This is a genomic window from Sphingomonas changbaiensis NBRC 104936, from assembly GCF_000974765.1.
GTDB classification, from domain to species: domain Bacteria; phylum Pseudomonadota; class Alphaproteobacteria; order Sphingomonadales; family Sphingomonadaceae; genus Sphingomonas_B; species Sphingomonas_B changbaiensis.
The window spans coordinates 25,473-41,080 of record NZ_BBWU01000043.1 but is presented as its reverse complement, the minus strand read 5'-3'; the positions used below and the strand labels follow the sequence as shown (position 1 = coordinate 41,080).

Below are 15,608 nucleotides of genomic sequence, written 5' to 3'. Positions count from 1 at the left end.
CCCGTTCCGGGGAGGAGCCTTACTCGGCGTTCTTCGGCCGCATCCGCGCGACCAGCCCCGGCGCCCAGCGCAGGATGAACGCCAGGCGCTTCGCCGTCTTGCCGACCACGATGTGCCGCTTCTTCCCATGCACCGCGTTCCAGGCGGCTTCGGCCACCTGCTCGACGGGCGTGAACTCCAGCCCCATCGCCTTCACATGCTCGCGCCCCGACAGGTTCGAGCCGGCGGCGACATTGTCGAGCAAGGGCGTATCGATGAAGCTCGGCATGATCGAGCGGACCTTTACGCCGTGGTCCTCCCACTCGGCGTCGAGCGAGTCGGTGAGCGCCCGCACGCCGAACTTGGTCGCGGCGTACACCGACATGCCCGGGCCCGCATACAGGCCCGCCGCCGAGCAGGTGTTGAGCAGGCACGAACCCGGCGTCGCGGCCAAATACGGCAGGGCGGCCTCGGCGCCGTACATCACGCCCTTCAGGTTCACGTCGATGACCAGCTCGCGCTTGTCCTCGTCCATCAGCTCGAACGGGCCGCCATGGCCCACGCCGGCATTGTTGAACAGCACGTCCAGCCGGCCGCCGCTGGCCTTCACGAATGCGTCGAGCGCCGTCCGCCACTGCGCACGGTCGCGCACATCCATACGGTAAAGACTCGCATTCTCGGGCCCGATCAGCCGCGCGGTCTCTTCGATGCCGGCCTGGTTGACGTCGGCCATCCCGACGAACCAGCCACGCTTCGCGAACAGCTCCGCGGCGGCTCGGCCGATGCCGGAACCCGCGCCGGTAATGAAAATCGCCTTTTTCATGCCCCGCACTCTCCTCCCGGTTCGGGCTGAGTCTGTCGAAGCCCTCCCTTCTTCTTTCCTGGCTTGGGTAAAGGGAAAGGCGGGGCTTCGACAAGCTCAGCCCGAACGGGTTAGGGTGTCCTGGTGAGCGGGGTCGAGTTTCAGCACGTCAGCAAGGCGTTCGGCGCAACTCTTGCCGTCGACGGCGTGTCCTGCTCCATTGCCCCCGGCAGCTTCGTCGCGCTGGTCGGCAGCTCGGGATCGGGCAAGTCGACGCTGCTGAAGACCGTCAACCGGCTGGTCGTGCCCGATAGCGGCCGCGTGCTGCTGGACGGCGCCGATGTCGCGGACGCGGAGCCGCACGCGCTGAGGCGGCGGATCGGCTATGTGTTCCAGAATATCGGCCTCTTTCCGCACCTGACGGTCGCCGAGAACGTCGCGATCGGGTTGAGGCTGGAGCATCGGCCGGAGAATGGCCGCGTCGCGGAGCTGCTGGCGCTGGTCGGCCTTCCGCCCGAATGCGCCACCAGGATGCCGGACCAGCTCTCGGGCGGGCAGCAACAGCGGGTCGGCGTCGCGCGCGCGCTGGCATTGGGCCCCAAGCTGATGCTGATGGACGAGCCGTTCGGCGCGCTCGATCCCGTCACCCGCGACGCGCTCGGCCGCGCCTATCGGGGCCTGCACGAGCTGCTGGGCCTCACCACGATCATGGTCACGCACGACATGGCCGAGGCGCTGCTGCTCGCCGACCGCGTGCTGGTGATGGCCGCCGGCCGCATTGTCGGCGACGGCACGCCGGCTGACCTGCTCGCCGGCCGCGCGGGACCGGAGGCGGCGGCCTTGGTCGACGTGCCGCGCACGCAGGCCGAGCGGCTGAAGGAGCTGGGCGCTTGAGCGCGTGGTCGCGCGTGCCGGAGCTTCTCGCCAGCCATGTGCTGCTGGCCGCCGCAGCCCTACTGCTGGGTCTCGCCGTCAGCCTGCCGCTCTCGGTTTGGGCGGCGCGGAACCGGCATGTCGCGCGCGTCGCGCTCGGCTTCGCAAGCCTGGTGCAGACGATCCCCGCGCTGGCGTTGCTCGCGCTGTTCTACCCGGTGCTGCTGGCTACCTCGGCGCTGGTCGGCGGCGGCGTGCCGGCCTTGGGCTTTGTTCCGTCGTTGCTCGCGCTGGGGCTCTATGCCTTGCTGCCGATCCTGAGGAACGGCGTTGCCGGGCTGACCGGCATCGACCCCGCCGTGCGCGAGGCGGCAGACGGCGTCGGCATGACGCCAAGACAGAAATTGTGGATCGTCGAAGCCCCGCTTGCCGCGCCGGTGCTGATGGCGGGCATCCGCACCGCGGCGGTCTGGACGATCGGCGCGGCCACGCTTTCGACGACGGTCGGCTATCCGAGCCTCGGCGACCTGATTTTTGCCGGGCTCCAGACCCAGGATTGGGCGCTGGTGATGACCGGCTGCATCGCCGCCGCGGCGCTGGCGCTGGCCACGGACGCGCTGCTCGGGCTGATCGAGCGTGGCATTAAGGTGCGGCGGCGCGGTCTTATAGCATTGGGCGCGGCGCTGCTGTTCACCGGGACGGGGCTCGCTCTGGCGCCCAGCCTCGTCCCGCAGCAGCCGGTGGTGAGGATCGGCGCCAAGAATTTCTCGGAGCAATATATCCTAGCGCGTCTGATCGGGCGGCGGCTGGAAGCGGCCGGTTACCGCGTCCTATATCGCGAAGGGCTCGGCTCGGCGGTCATCTTCCGCGCGCTCGCGGCCGGCGATGTCGACGTCTATGTCGACTATGCGGGGACGCTCTGGACCAACGAGATGAAGCGCCGCGACGCGCCCGATCCGAAGCGCATGGTCGCGGCGATCGGCCGGTGGGCGGCGCAAGAGCATGGCGTCGGTCTGGTCGGCCCGCTCGGTTTCGAGAATGCCTATGCGATCGCGGTGCGCGGGAGCGACGCGCAGCGGCTGGGCCTCAAGACGCTCGACGACCTCGCGCGCGCATCGCCGCGCATGGTGCTGGGCACCGATCTGGAGTTCCTCGAGCGGCCCGAATGGGCGGCGGTCCGCGACGCCTATTCCCTCCGCTTCTCGGCCACCCGCGCCTACAGCCCGACCTTCATGTACCGCGCGATCGACAGCGGCGCGGTCGACGCGATTTCCGCCTTTTCGTCGGACGGGCGGATCGCCGCGCAGAAGCTGGTCGTGCTCGCCGATCCCCGCCACGCGATCCCGAGCTATGACGCGCTGCTGCTGGTCTCTCAAAAGCGAGCGCATGATCAGCGCTTCATCGCTGCGCTGAAGCCGCTGGTCGGGCGGATCGATGTCGAGGCCATGCGCGCCGCGAACTTCAGCGTGGATCGCGACCGGGACAAGCGCACGCCGGGCGAGGCTGCGGCCGGGCTGGATGCGCGGCTACGCTGAGCCCAGCAACCGCTCGACGATCAGGTCCGCCGCAGCCTCCGGGCTCATCGCGGCCGCATCGATCCGGATTTCGGCGTGCTCCGGCGCTTCGTACGGGCTGTCGATGCCGGTGAAGTTCTTGAGCTGCCCGGCCCGCGCCTTCTTGTAGAGCCCCTTCACGTCGCGCGCTTCGGCGATCGCCAGCGGCACGTCGACGAATACCTCGACGAACTCTCCTTCCGGCAGCATCTCGCGGACCATCCGCCGTTCCGCGCGAAACGGCGAAATGAACGCGGTGACGACGATCAGCCCCGCGTCGGTCATCAGCTTCGCCACCTCGCCGATGCGACGGATGTTCTCGACCCGGTCGGCGTTGGTGAAGCCCAGATCCTTGTTGAGGCCGTGCCGGACATTGTCGCCGTCGAGCAGGAAGGTGTGGCGGCCGAGCGCGGCCAGCTTTTTCTCGACCAGGTTCGCGATCGTCGACTTGCCGGCGCCGGAAAGCCCGGTGAACCAGAGCACCACCGGCCGCTGCTGCTTCAGCTCCGCGCGGCGCTCGCGCGTGACATCCAGCGCCTGCCAATGCACGTTCTGCGCGCGCCGGAGCGCAAAGCGGATCATGCCCGCCGCGACCGTCGCATTGCTGGTCTTGTCGATCAGGATGAAGCCGCCGAGATCGCGGCTGTCGGCATAGGGCTCGAACACCAGCGGCCGGTCGGTCGAAAACGCGACCAGGCCGATCGCGTTCAGCTCAAGCGTGCGCGCCGCCAACTGCTCCAGCGTGTTGACGTTGACCTGGTATTTGGGCGTCTGCAGCGTCGCCGTGACCGTCTGGGTGCCCAGTTGCAGCCAATAGGAGCGGCCCGGCAGCATCGGCGCGTCGGCCATCCAGACGATCATCGCTTCGAACCCGTCCGCCACCTGCGGCGGCGAGTCGGCCGCGGCAATCACGTCGCCGCGCGAGCAGTCGATCTCGTCGGCGAAGGTGAGCGTCACCGATTGGCCGGCAATTGCCTTGTCGAGATCGCCGTCCTGCGTGACGATCCGCTCGATCGTGGTCGTTCGCCCGGACGGCAGCACGCGCACCGCGTCGCGGGGCGCCACACTCCCGCTCGCGATCAGCCCGGCAAAGCCGCGGAAATCGTGATTGGGGCGGTTCACCCATTGCACAGGCATGCGGAACGGCCTGGCACCGTCGCGCGCGGTATCGAGCGGCACCGCCTCAAGATGGCCGATCAGCGTGGACCCGCGATACCAGGGCGTGTTGACGCTCGGCTCCGTGATATTGTCGCCCGCAAGGCCCGAGACCGGGATGGCCGTGAAGCCGGTGATACCGATCTCGTGCGCGAAGGCGCGATATTGCAGCGCGATGCGGTCGAACACCGCCTGATCATAGCCGACCAGGTCCATCTTGTTCACCGCCAGCACGATGTGCCGGATGCCGAGCAGGTGGGCGAGGTAGGAATGCCGCCGCGTCTGGGTCAGCACGCCCTTGCGCGCGTCGACCAGGATCACGGCCAGATCGGCGGTCGAGGCGCCGGTGACCATGTTGCGCGTATATTGCTCGTGCCCCGGCGTGTCGGCGACAATGAATTTGCGCTTTTCGGTCGCGAAGAAGCGATAGGCGACGTCGATCGTGATGCCCTGCTCGCGCTCCGCCGCAAGCCCATCGACGAGCAACGCGAAATCGATCTTCTCGCCCTGGGTGCCGACGCGCTTGCTGTCGGCCTCCAGGCTCGCGAGCTGGTCTTCGAATATCTGCTTGGAATCGTAGAGCAGGCGCCCGATCAGCGTCGACTTGCCGTCGTCCACCGATCCGCAGGTGATGAAGCGCAGCAGCGACTTGTGCTGATGCCGGTCGAGATAGGCTTCGATGTCGTCCGCTATCAACGCGTCGGGGCGGTAGGAAGGGGTGGTCATCAAAAATACCCCTCCTGCTTCTTCTTCTCCATGCTGCCGTCGCCCGAATCCTTGTCGATCGCGCGGCCCTGCCGTTCCGAGGTGGTGGTGAGCAGCATCTCGCGGATAATGTCGGGCAGGGTCGCGGCTTCGCTCTCGACCGCGCCGGTCAGCGGATAGCAGCCGAGGGTGCGGAAGCGGATCGAGCGCTCGACGGGCACCTCGCCAACGCCAAGCGGAAAGCGATCGTCGTCGACCATCAGCAGCAATCCGTCGCGCTCGACCGTCGGGCGCGGCGCCGCGAAATAGAGCGGGACGATCTCGATCCCCTCCAGATGGATATATTGCCAGATATCGAGCTCGGTCCAGTTGGAGAGCGGGAACACCCGGATGCTTTCACCTTTAGCCTTGCGCGCGTTGTAGAGCCGCCAGAGCTCGGGCCGCTGGTTCTTCGGGTCCCAACGGTGATTGGCCGAGCGGAAGCTGAACACGCGTTCCTTGGCTCGTGCCTTCTCTTCATCGCGTCGGGCGCCGCCAAAGGCTGCGTCGAAGCCGTAATGGTCGAGCGCCTGCTTCAGTCCTTCCGTTTTCCACATGTCGGTGTGGAGCGGGCCATGATCGAACGGATTGATGCCCTTGGCGAGCGCCTCCGGGTTCTGCCAGACGAGCAGGTCCATGCCCGCGTCGCGTGCCGATTTCTCGCGAAGCGCGTACATGGCCCGGAATTTCCAGGTCGTGTCGACATGCAGCAGCGGAAAGGGCGGAGCCGCCGGGAAGAACGCCTTCTTCGCCAGGTGCAGCATCACCGCCGAATCCTTGCCGATCGAATAAAGCATGACCGGCTTGGTGCAGGTCGCTGCGACCTCGCGCATGATGTGGATGCTTTCCGCCTCCAGCCGCTGGAGGTGAGTGAGGGCGCCGTCCCGCATGGCCTGTGTGATAGGCAAAGCAATGCGGCGACGGAAGCTTAGCTCTGCTTGGGGCGGCTGAAGCTTAATGTGGCGCGTTGATCGTTGCGGGTCTAATCGAACGCCAACGTCAAGGGCAGCAATGGACGCAAATCCCGTTTTCTACGATGCGAGTGGCCGCAGGCGCCGCCAGTTCACGCTGGCGGTGGCGGCGTTCGTCGTGCTGCTGCTGCTTTCTGCCGGGCTGTTCGGCGCCACCATCCTTGCGACCACGCCGGAGCCGGCGCTGCCGTTCCAGGCCGAGCGGCCGGGCAGCGCGGGGCCGCCGAACGCGATCGAGCGCGGCGCGAAACGGTTCGGGCGGGCGATCGTGCGGCGCGGCAAATGGCTGCTGAACGGCCGCCCGGCGCGCCTGACCACGCTGACCGTCGCCTTCCACGCGCCGTGGGACAGCTCGAGCGCCGCCTCGCTTCAGCGGCACGTCGACGAAATCGACTGGCTGGTGCCCGGCTGGGTCTCGGTGACGGGGCCGGATCACCACTGGACGGTGTTTCCCGATCGGGCCGGCCGGCAGATCGTCAATCGGGCCGTTCACCGTCCCAAGATCCTGCCGATGGTGCAGAACGCGCTCAACGGGGAGTGGGACTCGGCCGGCGCCACCGCGCTGCTGCACTCACCGCCTGCGCGCAAGCAGTTGCTCGACCGACTCGAGCAATTCCTGATCGCGAACAGGGCCGACGGCGCCTTTTTCGATATCGAGAACCTGCCGCCTTCGGCGCAGCGCGACTACCATGCCTTCCTTCAGGAAGCGCGATCCCGTTTTCAGCCGCACGGCTGGCTGATCGCGATGGCCGTGCCGGTCGGCGATCCGAGCTGGCACCTGCCGGCCTATGCGCGCCAGGTCGATCGCCTGTTCCTGATGGCCTATGACGAGCATGATCCCGACGGCGATCCGGGGCCGATCGCGTCCCAGACCTGGTTCGCGGCGACGCTTGCAAAGGCGATGAAGGGCCTCCCCGTCGACAAGGTCGTCGTCGCGATCGGCTCCTACGCCTATGACTGGACGCCGAACCGCCCGGCCGACACGCCGTCCATCGAAGAAGCGATGCTGAGCGCCCATGATTCGGGCACGACGCCGCGGTTCGATCCGGCGAGCGGGAACGTCACCTTTTCCTATCAGGACAATGGCGAGGATCACGAGTTGTGGATGCTCGACGCCGCGTCGTTTCATAACCAGATGATGGCGGCGCATGCCGAGGGCGTCAGCGGGATCGCGCTATGGCGGCTGGGCACCGAGGACCCCTCGGTCTGGCAGATCTTCGGCCGCCGCCACCGCGGCGCCACCGACGTGCACGCGATCGAGCGCATCCCGGCCGGCACCGACGTCGATATCGAAGGGTCAGGCGAAGTGCTCCGCGTCGGCTCGACGCCCATCCCGGGCCTGCGCCGACTCACGGTTGACGGGCGCGGCCTTGTGACCGGCGAAACCTTCGTCCAGCTGCCACTCCCTTTCTCGATCGAGCGCGCCGGCTACAAGCCCGGCCTGGTCGCACTCACGTTCGACGACGGCCCCGATCCAGACTGGACGCCAAAGGTTCTCGACATCCTGAAGGCGAAGCAGGTTCCCGCCACCTTCTTCATCGTCGGCGAAAACGCGCTCACCTATCGCAGCCTGCTCGAGCGCGAGATCCGTGACGGCCACGAGGTCGGCAACCACACCTACACCCACCCAAATCTCGGCCAGACCAGCAATGCGGTGACGCGGATCGAGCTCAATGCGGTTCAGCGGCTGGTCCAGGCCTTTACCGGCCATGCCATCCGGCTGTTCCGCGCGCCTTTTTTCGGTGACGCCGAGCCGACGACGGCAGACGAAATCGTGCCGGTCGAGGTCGCACAGCAGCTCGGCTATCTGTCGGTGGGCCTTCATGTCGACCCCGGCGATTGGACCCGACCGGGCGTGCAGGCGATCATCGACCGCACGATTGCCGGCGTGCTCGCCTCGAATCCGGAGCGGAGCGGCAATGTCGTGCTGCTCCACGATGCCGGCGGCAACCGCGAGCAGACGGTTCAAGCGCTGCCGATCATCATCGACCAGCTTCGCGCACGCGGCTATCGGTTCGTGCCGGTATCCGCGCTGGTGGGTTTGACCCCCGCGCAGGTCATGCCGGCCTTGACGCCCGAGGAACAGGCCGCGGCGCGCACGGATCTTGCGATGTTCACTGCCCTCGGCGCGGTGCAGACCGCGATCAAATGGCTGTTCGCCATCGCGATCACGCTCGGCATCGCGCGTGCGCTGGTGCTTTCCGGCCTGGCGCTCTGGCAGGCGAGGCGCGAGCAGGCGGAACAGGCGCCGGCGATCCGCCCCGACCGTTTCGTCTCGGTGCTCATCCCGGCGTTCAACGAGGCGCGCGTGATCGAGGCCTCGGTGCGCCGCGTGCTCGCCAGCATCGCCGTCCAGCTGGAAGTCATCGTGATCGACGACGGGTCGAAGGACGGCACCGGCGACATCGTCGAGCGCGCCTTCGCGAACGAACCGCGGGTCAAGCTGCTGCGCCTCGAAAATGGCGGCAAGGCGCGCGCGCTGAATCACGGCCTCGCCCTTGCGCGCGGCGAGTTCATCGTCGCGCTGGATGCCGACACCCAATTCCCGAGGAAAACGATTGCGCGGCTGGTCCGCTGGTTCTCCGACCCCGAGATCGGCGCCGTGGCCGGCAACGCCAAGGTCGGCAACCGGGTGAACCTCGTCACCCGCTGGCAGGCGCTCGAATACATCACCGCGCAGAATCTCGAGCGTCGCGCGCTAGCCAGGCTCGATGCGATGACGGTCGTGCCGGGCGCAGTCGGCGCGTGGCGCGCGGAGGCGCTCAGGCAGGTCGGCGGCTATCCGCCCGACACCCTTGCCGAAGACCAGGACCTGACGATCGCGATTCAGCGCGCCGGCTGGAAGGTCCGCTATGATCAGGACGCGGTCGCCTTCACCGAGGCTCCGGAAACGTTCCGCGCGCTTGCCAAACAACGCTTCCGCTGGGCGTTCGGCACGCTGCAATGCCTTTGGAAGCACGGCGCGGTGCTCAAGACCGGGCGCCCGCGCGGGCTGGCGCTGGTCGGCCTGCCGCAGGCCATGCTGTTCCAGGTCGGCTTCGCGGCGATTTCGCCGGTCATCGACCTCGCGCTCGTCTTCAGCACGATCGCGACGGCAATGCGCGTCCAGGAACATGGCTGGGCGCAGACGCATACGGACCTGGCGGTGATGGCGACCTACTGGATCGCCTTTACCGCGATCGACCTGCTCGCCGCCTCGATCGCGTTTGCGCTGTCGACGCGCGAACGCTGGCGGCTGATGTGGCTGCTGATCCCGCAGCGCATCGGCTACCGCCAGATCATGTATTACGTGGTGCTGAAGGCCCTCTCCGCCGCGATCCGCGGGCCTCGCGTCGGCTGGGGCAAGCTGGAGCGAAGCGGCCGGGTGCAGGCGCGGTGATGCGGTGCACTGCTTGGATGGGCGTCGCCGGCGAAGCGCCGGCGGCGCCGCATGCTTCAGGTTATGCGAAAGCGACCTTGGCGCGCCGCCGGGCAGCCATGCCGAGCAGGCCGAAGCCCGCCAGCATCATCGCCCAGCTCGCCGGTTCCGGAACTGCGTTGCCGGCATTGACGAAGATCAGCTTTTCGAAATCGACGCTGTTGTTCAGGCCGGTATTGTCGCCGATCCTGAAGCCGCCGACGCCGCTCGCCAGCGTGTGCAGGCACATCCGCAGTGGCCCGGCATTGGTGTCGCACTCGAACTTCCGGACCGCGGCACCCGCTTCGGCATAACCCCAGCTCCACAAGTCCGAATAATACCATTCGGAGCCGTTGGCGTTGTGAGTGATGCCGTTATCGGCAGCGCCGGTGTTGAACGTTACGTCTGCGTACGGCGCTTGCGCGAGCAGCAGCAGCGTGTTGCTGCCGGTCTGGCGACCGGCGAGCATCACGCTCTTGCCAGGCGCGCCGCATGCCGCGAGCTCGTCCAGCGCGCTGGCGCCGAGCCCGACACTCATCGTCTTCTGGTAGCACAGGGTCCAGCCGCCGCCCAGAACCGTCGCCAGCGCGACATTCTGCTGCGGTCCGACCGGAAGGTAAGTGGCGGCGGCCGCGGGAAGCGATGCCGACACCGACGCGGCCGCAACGACGGCCATTCCGAATCTCTTCACCATGGTAACCCCCTTTGGTGGAAGAAATTTCGTTTCGTATAGAGCGGCCCCGCTAATCTTTTATCATAGTTGAATGAGATGGACCAGAAATGATCTAGTCGAGCCGTTCCAAATCGGGACGTATAAAGATCAAGCCGCCGCCGTGCCGCCGACCGTCAGTCCCTCGATCAGCAGGCTCGGCTGGCCGACGCCGGCGGGCACGCTCTGCCCGCCCTTGCCGCACATGCCGACGCCCTCGTCCAATGCGAAGTCGTTGCCGATCGCGCGCACTTTGGTGAGCACGGTCGGCCCGTCGCCGATCAGCGTCGCACCCTTGATCGGAGCCCCGAGCCTGCCGTTCTCGATCCGGTAGGCCTCGGTGCAGCTGAACACGAATTTGCCCGAGACGATATCGACCTGCCCGCCGCCAAAATTCTTCGCGTAGATGCCGCTGCCGGCGCGGGCGATCATCTCGGCCGGGTCGTCCTGGCCGCCCTTCATGAAGGTGTTGGTCATCCGCGGCATCGGCGCGTGCGCGTAGGATTGGCGGCGGCCGTTGCCGGTCGGCGCGACGCCCATCAGCCGGGCGTTCAACCGGTCCTGCATATAGCCTTTCAGGATGCCGTCCTCGATCAGCACGGTCTCGCGGGTCGGCGTACCCTCGTCGTCGATGCTCAGCGATCCGCGCCGGTCCTGGAGCGCGCCGTCGTCGACCACCGTCACGCCCGGCGCTGCCACCCGCTCGCCAATCCGCCCCGAAAAGGCCGAGGTGCCCTTGCGGTTGAAATCGCCTTCCAGCCCGTGCCCGATCGCTTCGTGCAGCAGCACGCCGGGCCAGCCGGGGCCGCAGACGACGGTCATTTCCCCCGCCGGCGCCGCGACCGACTCAAGATTGACCAGCGCCTGGCCCAGCGCGATGTCGATGCCGCGCTGCCACGCCGCATCCTCGAACAACCGCCCGTAGAGATAGCGTCCGCCCATTCCGTAAGAGCCGGTCTCGCGCCGCCCGTTCTGCTCGACCACGATCGAGATGTTGAGCCGCACCAGCGGCCGGATATCCTGCGCGACAAAGCCGTCCGGCCGCACGATCTCGACCACGCTCCACGATCCGGACAGGCCGACCGAGACCTGCGCGACGCGCGGATCGCGGGCGCGCGCGGCGGCGTCGATCCTCTGGCACAGCGCGACCTTCTCCGCGAACGGCACCAGCGTCAGCGGGTCGTCGGCCGTGTAGAGATGGCGATTGCTCCCTTGCGGCGGCGGGGCGGGCTGGCCCCTTGCCGGATCGAGCAGCTTCATCGTCTCGGCGGCGCGCCGGATGGCCGCGGCGGACAGTTCGTTCGCATGCGCAAAGCCGGTCATCTCGCCCGACACGCCGCGCAGCCCGAAGCCGGCATTGGTGTTGTAGTCCGCGGTCTTCAGCCGCCCGTCGTCGAAGCCGAAGCTCTCCGACGTCTGGTATTGCAGGTACAGCTCGCCGTCGTCGCAGCCCTTCAGGGCGTCGGCGGTGAGGCGAAGGGCGGTGTCGGGGTCGAGATCGGCCCGGTAAAGCCAGGCGCGCGGATCGGCGGGGAGAGTCATGGAGAAGGATATAGGCATGACTCTCTGTTTCGTCATGCCGGACTTGATCCGGCATCCACCTTTTCTTTGCCGCGGTTCCGAAGGGCAGGTGGACCCCGGATCAAGTCCGGGGTGACGATCAGTAGTTGGTCAGTTCGTCCCGGTCCGCAGGCCCGCCGGTCAGCACGAAGCGCCGGTCGCAATAGCCGCACTCGCCGAAGCCGCGCTCGTCAATTTCGATATAGATGCGCGGGTGCCCCAGGGCGGCGTCGATGCCGTGGCCGGAACCGTCGCAAGCGACGCGGCGGGACGATACGCGATAAGTCTCGGGCGGCGGGATCATGGGCGGGGCGAATAGCAATGGTGCGTTGCCCTTTCCAGCCCTCTCCGGCTAACGCGAGCACATGACCGAAGCCGCAATCTCGATCCGGGAGCTTGCCAAGACCTACAAGGGCGGCAAGCGCGCATTGGACGGCGTGACGTTCGACGTGCCGCGCGGCCAGATTTTCGGGCTGCTCGGCCCCAATGGCGCCGGCAAGTCGACGCTGATCAACATCCTCAGCGGCATGGTCATGAAGACCAGCGGCACCGCGTCCATCTGGGGCTTCGACATCGACGAACGCCCCCGGAACGCCAAGGCTTCGATCGGCATCGTCCCGCAGGAGATCGTGTTCGACCCCTTCTTCACGCCCTACGAAACGCTGGAGCTGTTCGCCGGGCTCTATGGCGTGCCGAAGCCGCAGCGGAAATCGATGGAATTGCTGCGCGCCGTGCATCTGGAAGACAAGGCGAACGCCTATTCGCGCACGCTCTCGGGCGGCATGAAGCGGCGGCTGCTGGTCGCCAAGGCGATGGTCCACTCGCCGCCGGTGCTGGTGCTCGACGAGCCGACCGCCGGCGTCGATATCGAGCTTCGCCAGCAGCTCTGGGCCTATGTCCGCGAGCTCAACGCGCAGGGCGTGACGGTGGTGCTGACGACCCATTACCTGGAGGAAGCCGAAGAGCTGTGCGACCGGATCGCGATCATCAACCACGGCCGGCTGATCGCCAATGAGCCGACCCGCGAGCTGGTCAACAAGGCGCAGGAAAAATTGGTGCAGGTGACGGTCGACCGCGACCTCGACTCGCCGCCCGCCGCCCCTTGCTTCGAAAAGATCGTGCTGAAAGGCGAACGCGTCCTCGAGATCACCTATTCCAAGGCCAAGGTGAACGCGGGCGAGGTGCTCGCGGCCGTCAGCGGCGCCGGACTCGGCATTGTCGACGTCTCGACCAAGGAAGCGGATCTGGAGGACGTGTTCCTGTCTCTCACCCGAGCGGCCTAGTTCAGACCCGACAACGGACGCCCTAAACACGGCTTGGCCTGAGCTTGTCGAAGGCCTCCCTTCTTCTTACCACCGCCCAAGAAAAGGGAGGGCTTCGACAAGCTCAGCCCAAACCGGAGTCTAGGGTGAGCTCAGACCCACATTCCTTCGACGTCGTAATCCTCGGTTCCGGGGCTGCCGGGCTGACCGCCGCGCTGAACCTGGCCGACCGCTTCAAAGTGGTGGTGCTCGCCAAGGGCGGCCTTTCCGAAGGATCGACCGCCTGGGCGCAGGGCGGCATCGCCGCGGTGCTCGACGAAGGCGACACGTTCGAGAACCATATCGAAGATACGATGATCGCCGGCGCGGGCCTCAACAACCGCGAGACGGTCGAGTTCGTGGTCGAGAATGCGCCGGCCGCGATCGCGCGGCTGGCCGAGTTGGGCGTGCCCTTCAACGAGGATGCGGGCGCCCTGCACCTGACGCGTGAGGGCGGGCATAGCCACAGGCGGATCGTCCATGTCGACGACGCGACCGGCTGGGCGGTGCAGCAGGCGCTGGAGCGCGCGGCGCATGCCCATCCCAATGTCACGCTTGTGCCCGACCGGGTCGCGATCGACCTTGCGACGGGACGTCATGGCGTCAAATATTCGGGCGACGGCCATGTCTGGGGCGTCTATGCGATCAACCGCAACACCGGCCATGTCGAATTGTTCACCGGCCGTGCGACGATCCTCGCGACCGGCGGCGCCGGGCGGACCTATCTGTATTCGACCGCGCCGCGCGGGGCGACGGGCGACGGCATCGCGATGGCATGGCGGGCAGGCTGCCGCGTCTCCAACATGGAGTTCATGCAGTTCCACCCGACCTGCCTCTACAATCGCGAGGTCAAGAACTTCCTGATCACCGAGGCGGTGCGCGGTGAAGGCGGCATCCTGAAGCTGCCCACGACCGGCCACCGCTTCATGCCCGATTTCGACGAGCGGGCGGAATTGGCGCCCCGCGATGTCGTCGCCCGCGCGATCGACCACGAAATCAAGCGGCTGGGCCTCGATTACGTCCATCTGGACATCAGCCACCAGCCCGCCGACTTCGTGAAAGGGCATTTCCCGACCATCTACGCAAAGCTGCTCGACCTCGGCACCGACATCACCCGGGAGCCGATCCCGGTCGTGCCGGCCCAGCATTACACCTGCGGCGGCGTGATGATCGACCTCGACGGCTGCACCGACCTGCCCGGCCTCTATGCGGCCGGCGAAGTCACCCAGTCGGGTCTTCACGGCGCCAACCGGCTCGCGTCAAACTCGCTGCTCGAATGCTTCGTGTTCGGCGAGGCGGCGGCGAAGCACATCGCATCGAACTGGGGCAGCTTCGCCGAAGCGCCCCCGATCCGTCCCTGGGACGAAAGCCGCGTCACCGATTCGGACGAAGAGGTGATCGTCCAGCACAATTGGCGCGAGATCCGTCGCTTCATGTGGGACTATGTCGGCATCGTGCGGACCACCAAGCGGCTCGAGCGTGCCCAGCACCGCATCGCGCTGCTCCGCCAGGAAGTTGCCGACTATTATGGCAATTTCCGCGTGACGCCCGACCTCGTCGAGCTCCGCAACCTGGTCGAGACCGCCGACCTGATCGTCCGCTCCGCGCTGTCGCGCCACGAAAGCCGCGGCCTACATTACACGCTCGACTATCCCGACCTGCTGCCCGAAGCGCGGGACACGGTGCTTACCCCGTAAGGAATTCCCGAACGTCCGCGTAGAATCGCTGCGGCTGGTCGTACATGATCATATGGCCGCTGCCGGGGACGCGACGCAGCGTCACGCCGCGGGCCGGCGCGTAGCTGGTCCGATACAGCCGGTCGATCGCAGCCGCGTCCTCAGGAATGTTCGGGACCGCATAGACGACGGTCAGCGGCGCGGTGATGCGCGGCAGCTCGGGCGTCAGGTCCATCGTCGCCAGCTCATGCGTCGCGCGCGCGACCACGCCGGAATCGCTGCGGCTGTTCGAAACGCCCGACCCGCCGAATTGACCGATCAGGGCGTCGAGCGTGCTGCGGCCCTGCGGCGAGCTCATCAGCCCGTTGAACAGCGCGTCCGCCAGCGGCGCGATCTGCATGCCCGCGAAGCCGAAGCCGCTGGCCGGCGACGGCAAGATGTCGACCGCCATGACCTTGCCGACCAGCGCCGGATGCCTGGCGGCGATCATCATAGCGACGATTCCGCCCATCGAATGGCCGATCAGCGCCGGGCGGCTCAGCCCCGCGTCGACGATATAGCGTGCGATCTCGCTCGCCACGCCGGACACGACCTGCCCGCTCGCATTGCCGCGCGCCGGATCGCCCGCGAAGCCGGCGACCTGCACCAGATGGTAGCGATAGCCTGGGACCGCGCGCACCGTCCCGTCCCAGACGCTGCGACCGTTGGTCAGGCCCGGGATCAGGATCACGTCCGGCCCGTCGCCGCGGACCTGCACCGACATGCGGGGCGAGCTGAAGGCGGCCGCCTTGCCCGCCAGGCCGAGCGCGGCAGCCGCCGCGCAGCCCTCAAGAAATGTCCGCCTGTCCATAGGCTTGGCCCTTTGCCGCAGATCGGTTGAACCTTCGC

The 15,608-nt window shown here is 67.2% G+C and carries 12 protein-coding genes; 5 read left to right on the top strand and 7 right to left on the bottom strand.

Annotation, left to right across the window (positions count from 1 at the left end):
- Nucleotides 1-19: 19 nt before the first annotated feature.
- Nucleotides 20-802 carry an SDR family oxidoreductase gene (locus tag SCH01S_RS11410; protein ID WP_046348949.1) on the bottom strand — a complete coding sequence of 261 codons (783 nt, stop codon included), beginning with the start codon at nt 800-802 and terminating at the stop codon, nt 20-22.
- 123 nt (nt 803-925) lie between these two features.
- Between SCH01S_RS11410 and SCH01S_RS11405 the strand changes: the two genes are divergently transcribed.
- Nucleotides 926-1,675: an ATP-binding cassette domain-containing protein gene (locus SCH01S_RS11405; RefSeq protein ID WP_157032904.1), complete on the top strand. Its 750-nt coding sequence runs from the start codon at nt 926-928 to the stop codon at nt 1,673-1,675.
- Complete coding sequence (locus tag SCH01S_RS11400) at nt 1,672-3,189, top strand: ABC transporter permease/substrate-binding protein (protein WP_046348939.1); 1,518 nt, start codon at nt 1,672-1,674, stop codon at nt 3,187-3,189. The genes SCH01S_RS11405 and SCH01S_RS11400 overlap by 4 nt, the downstream gene beginning before the upstream one ends.
- On the opposite strand, the gene cysN is transcribed toward SCH01S_RS11400, so the two are convergent.
- Both cysN and cysD read right to left on the bottom strand, forming a co-directional pair.
- Nucleotides 3,181-5,088, bottom strand: coding sequence for a sulfate adenylyltransferase subunit CysN (cysN, locus tag SCH01S_RS11395; protein ID WP_046348938.1), 1,908 nt, complete (start codon nt 5,086-5,088; stop codon nt 3,181-3,183). The two genes, SCH01S_RS11400 and cysN, sit on opposite strands and share 9 nt — an antisense overlap.
- Nucleotides 5,088-5,996: a sulfate adenylyltransferase subunit CysD gene (gene cysD, locus SCH01S_RS11390; protein ID WP_046348937.1), complete on the bottom strand. Its 909-nt coding sequence runs from the start codon at nt 5,994-5,996 to the stop codon at nt 5,088-5,090. Before cysD ends, cysN begins: the two co-directional genes overlap by 1 nt.
- Nucleotides 5,997-6,117: 121 nt before the next feature.
- On the opposite strand from cysD, the gene SCH01S_RS11385 reads away from it, so the two are divergent.
- Entirely contained in the window at nt 6,118-9,456 is a 3,339-nt protein-coding gene (locus SCH01S_RS11385) for a glycosyltransferase (protein WP_046348936.1), read from the top strand.
- Between the two features lie 61 nt (nt 9,457-9,517).
- Here the strand turns inward: SCH01S_RS11385 and SCH01S_RS17230 are convergent, their stop codons facing one another.
- From SCH01S_RS17230 to SCH01S_RS11370, 3 genes are all read right to left on the bottom strand, one after another.
- Nucleotides 9,518-10,168, bottom strand: a complete 651-nt coding sequence (locus tag SCH01S_RS17230) for a PEPxxWA-CTERM sorting domain-containing protein (protein ID WP_245612241.1) — start codon at nt 10,166-10,168, stop codon at nt 9,518-9,520.
- Nucleotides 10,169-10,294: 126 nt separating this feature from the next.
- Nucleotides 10,295-11,725 carry a metalloprotease TldD gene (tldD, locus tag SCH01S_RS11375; RefSeq protein WP_046348934.1) on the bottom strand — a complete coding sequence of 477 codons (1,431 nt, stop codon included), beginning with the start codon at nt 11,723-11,725 and terminating at the stop codon, nt 10,295-10,297.
- A gap of 118 nt (nt 11,726-11,843) precedes the next feature.
- Complete coding sequence (locus SCH01S_RS11370; RefSeq protein WP_046348933.1) at nt 11,844-12,047, bottom strand: zinc-finger domain-containing protein; 204 nt, start codon at nt 12,045-12,047, stop codon at nt 11,844-11,846.
- A gap of 61 nt (nt 12,048-12,108) precedes the next feature.
- On the opposite strand from SCH01S_RS11370, the gene SCH01S_RS11365 reads away from it, so the two are divergent.
- Nucleotides 12,109-13,026 carry an ABC transporter ATP-binding protein gene (locus tag SCH01S_RS11365; protein WP_046348932.1) on the top strand — a complete coding sequence of 306 codons (918 nt, stop codon included), beginning with the start codon at nt 12,109-12,111 and terminating at the stop codon, nt 13,024-13,026.
- 125 nt (nt 13,027-13,151) lie between these two features.
- A complete protein-coding gene (nadB, locus tag SCH01S_RS11360) occupies nt 13,152-14,741 on the top strand; it encodes an L-aspartate oxidase (protein ID WP_046348931.1) in 1,590 nt (529 codons plus the stop codon).
- Here the strand turns inward: nadB and SCH01S_RS11355 are convergent.
- Nucleotides 14,731-15,570 carry an alpha/beta fold hydrolase gene (locus SCH01S_RS11355; RefSeq protein ID WP_046348930.1) on the bottom strand — a complete coding sequence of 280 codons (840 nt, stop codon included), beginning with the start codon at nt 15,568-15,570 and terminating at the stop codon, nt 14,731-14,733. The two genes, nadB and SCH01S_RS11355, sit on opposite strands and share 11 nt — an antisense overlap.
- Between the last annotated feature and the right edge of the window lie 38 nt (nt 15,571-15,608).